The sequence below is a fragment of the Vibrio sp. 10N.222.46.A1 genome (genome assembly GCF_041473595.1).
Taxonomy (GTDB): domain Bacteria; phylum Pseudomonadota; class Gammaproteobacteria; order Enterobacterales; family Vibrionaceae; genus Vibrio; species Vibrio tasmaniensis_A.
In genome coordinates this window covers 1-3,230 of the sequence record NZ_JBFRSN010000349.1, presented here as the reverse complement: position 1 = coordinate 3,230, position 3,230 = coordinate 1, and the positions used below count along the sequence as shown (strand labels likewise).

At 43.8% G+C, this 3,230-nt stretch carries 4 protein-coding genes; 3 read left to right on the top strand and 1 reads right to left on the bottom strand.

Going from position 1 to position 3,230, the window contains the following annotated elements:
* Positions 1-83 precede the first annotated feature (83 nt).
* Positions 84-974, bottom strand: a complete 891-nt coding sequence (locus AB4496_RS11315) for a LysR family transcriptional regulator (protein ID WP_009845916.1) — start codon at positions 972-974, stop codon at positions 84-86.
* 129 nt (positions 975-1,103) lie between these two features.
* Between AB4496_RS11315 and AB4496_RS11310 the strand changes: the two genes are divergently transcribed.
* From AB4496_RS11310 to AB4496_RS11300, 3 genes are all read left to right on the top strand, one after another.
* On the top strand, positions 1,104-1,535 hold the full coding sequence (locus tag AB4496_RS11310; protein ID WP_009845917.1) for a PACE efflux transporter: 432 nt from the start codon (positions 1,104-1,106) through the stop codon (positions 1,533-1,535).
* Between the two features lie 448 nt (positions 1,536-1,983).
* Positions 1,984-2,838 (top strand): MIP/aquaporin family protein, encoded by an 855-nt coding sequence (locus AB4496_RS11305; protein ID WP_004732234.1) that lies wholly within the window; start codon positions 1,984-1,986, stop codon positions 2,836-2,838.
* A 59-nt stretch (positions 2,839-2,897) separates the two neighbouring features.
* Positions 2,898-3,230: FGGY family carbohydrate kinase (locus AB4496_RS11300; protein WP_372130982.1), on the top strand; the 333-nt coding region annotated here is incomplete at its 3' end.

The following is a 3,230-nucleotide window of genomic DNA, read 5'->3' as shown; positions in this document are numbered from 1 at the left end:
GAACTAGAACTAGAACTAGAACTAACAAAAAGCAGTATCACTTTGAACAGAAAGGCTCACACGTTAAACGGTGAGCCTTTTCTTTATTCAGTTTCGTCTAATAGGCCTTTCAATGCTTGTTCAAGCCAAAGTAATGCAGGACCTTTTGAGCGTGTTTTAGACAGAACAAGATCAACGGGCGGTGACCATGTTTTGTGATCGAATGAGACATTAATCTCCACTAAACGCTGCTTATTCAGCTCCTCTTCGACGAGGTGCCTAGGTAAGTATGCCCAGCCAATATCACTGCCAAGTACCATCTCTTTGATCACAATAAAGCTGTTTGACCACCATACCTTTCCGGCAATCAGCGGAAACTGATCCATCACCTTCCCCTTGTCTCCCCTCAACATTAACTGACGATACGGGAGTAAATCAGAGAGTTTCGCCACACCTTTTTTTGCGAGCGCATGACTTGGATGACACACAGCAATAAACGGTAAGTGACCGATAAAGCATGGCTCAGAACCGACATCAAAAGCCAAGTTGGTAAACATCAATCCAATGTCGGCTCTCTCTTCGATAATTAACGGATTGACCTCTGTTGTGGTACACGCAACCAGTTCAACTTCAGTAGCAGGGAATTGTTGACTGAACTGACTAAGGATCTTAGATAAGTTCGGAACCAGTAATGAATCATCTAATGCAATTTTGATGAGCCCCTCTTCGCCGCTACCCATCGCGTTAACCGTCACATTCAGATCTTCAACCTGAAGCACGATCGCTTTCACCTGTTTAAATAACTGCTCGCCCGCTTTGGTTAGTGAAGGCTTTCGAGTCGAACGATCAAAAAGCTCAACATTAAAATCTATTTCAAGATTACTGATGCCTTGGCTCACCGCCGACTGCACCTTACCCAAATGACGAGCACTGGCAGAAAATGACCCTAATTCAACGGCATACACAAACATTTTCAGCTGTTCAATGTTGTACATTTGGTTTCTCCCAAAACTTACTATCACTATATATGATGCTAACTATCTTTATATTATCACTTAACTAGATATTATCTAGCAAGTCATTAGCCCATCGGCGGCTATTTAATCGTAAAGAGAGTTAGAAAAATGTCACATAAAGAACGCATGTTGCACATGGTGCTATTTGAATTAGCAGCTTTGATTTTGATGGCAGGGCTTGCAACCTATATTACAGGAAACGGCGCAGGCGAAATGGCAGGCTTAGCGCTCGCAATATCATTGATAGCGATGGCTTGGAACTACGTTTATAACTATGGCTACGACAAAATTTACGGAGCAGACCGAAGCAAAAGAACCACGAAAACACGTATCCTGCACGGATTAGGTTTTGAGCTTGGCTTAATGACAGTGACTCTACCTGTCTTGATGTGGGTTCTACAACTCGACTTCCTAACCGTACTGATCATGGACATCGGCCTAGTTATTTTCTTCGTACTTTACGCGATTGCGTTCAATTGGGCGTATGACTCAATCCGAGCTCAATTGGTTTCGAAAGGAAAAGTTGCAGCTCTGGTTTAGAGCGGTAAGTTCGTCTCGTATAACAAGAACATACACCCAAATGAAAACTGCCAAACTACAACATAGTTGGCAGTTTATTCATTTATGCATATAAGCTCATTTGTTAACGCCCTTGTTACATAGCAAAAACATCACACAGCCCTCCCTAATTAAGTCTAATAATCCGCCACTCACGAAGTAGCGTCACAAATCCAAACATAAACTCCTCGTACCAGTTGCGCATTCATTTACATATAGGTAGTTTGAGCGGCTTCGCAACCTATCAATTCGAGCAATGACGTTCATGCGAGCATCTTTTTCGAGCAAAAGTGTTCGGATTAACATTTCAAGTGACTTTAATTAACAATTTTATGCTCAAACGCTCACTTTTGATGTTCGTTTATTTTCGAGTTCGCAAATATATGCACAATACACGTGCTAGATAAGCAAAACTAAAAAGGACTCGAACATGACAACAAACAAACACCCTTCTTTATTTGGGCAATGCTTGGCTGAATTTATCGGTACAGGATTACTCATATTCTTTGGCGTTGGCTGTGTGGCCGCTCTGGTATTAACTGGTGCGACATTCGGACAATGGGAAATCAGCATCATCTGGGGCTTCGGTGTTGCGATTGCAATTTACTGTACTGCCGGCGTTTCAGGCGCACACATCAACCCAGCCGTAACGATTGCACTGGCCATGTTCCATGGCTTTGATAAAGCGAAAGTGGTGCCTTACATCATTTCGCAACTGCTTGGCGCTTTCTGCTCTGCAGCATTGGTTTACAGCCTGTACAGCAACCTATTTACTGACTACGAAATCGCACATAACTTCGTTCGTAGCAGCCAAGACGCACTATCAACTGCTGGTATCTTCTCGACTTACCCACATGCTTCACTTTCTTTCTTCGGCGCTTTTGCTGTGGAATTCGTGATTACTGCAGTGTTGATGTTTGCCATTTTAGCGTTAGGTGATGAGAACAACGGCGCATCTCGCGGTGCAATGAACCCTCTACTGATCGGTATTCTTATCGCGGTTATCGGTGGTTCTTTAGGTCCACTGACGGGCTTTGCAATGAACCCTGCTCGTGACTTCGGACCAAAACTGTTCGCTTACTTTGCAGGTTGGGATTTCGCACTAAGCGGTGCTCGTGATATTCCTTACTTCATCGTTCCAATTCTTGCTCCAATTGCTGGTGCGTGTTTTGGTGGTTGGTTGTACCCACGTGTTATCGGTGCTTACCTACCAGTAGAAGGCCAAGGCTGCACAATTCCAAACCAATGTGAAACAGAAGAAGAAGCTGAACAAGCTCAAGCTTAATCCCTAAGCGACCTTACATTTACTAAAATATAAATAACGAAAGAAAAAGGATTCTTACCATGACCGAGCAAAAATACATTGTTGCCCTAGACCAAGGCACCACAAGTTCTCGCGCTGTAATCCTCGATCACGATGCAAACATCGTTAGTTCTTCTCAACGAGAATTCACTCAGATTTACCCGAAAGCGGGTTGGGTTGAGCATGATCCAATGGAAATCTGGGCGACTCAAAGCTCTACATTGGTTGAAGCTCTTGCTAAAGCAGGCATCCGCAGCGATGAGCTAGCGGGCATTGGTATCACGAACCAACGTGAAACCACCATTGTTTGGAACAAAGAAACTGGCAAACCGGTTTACAACGCAATCGTATGGCAGTGTCGTCGTACTGCAGAC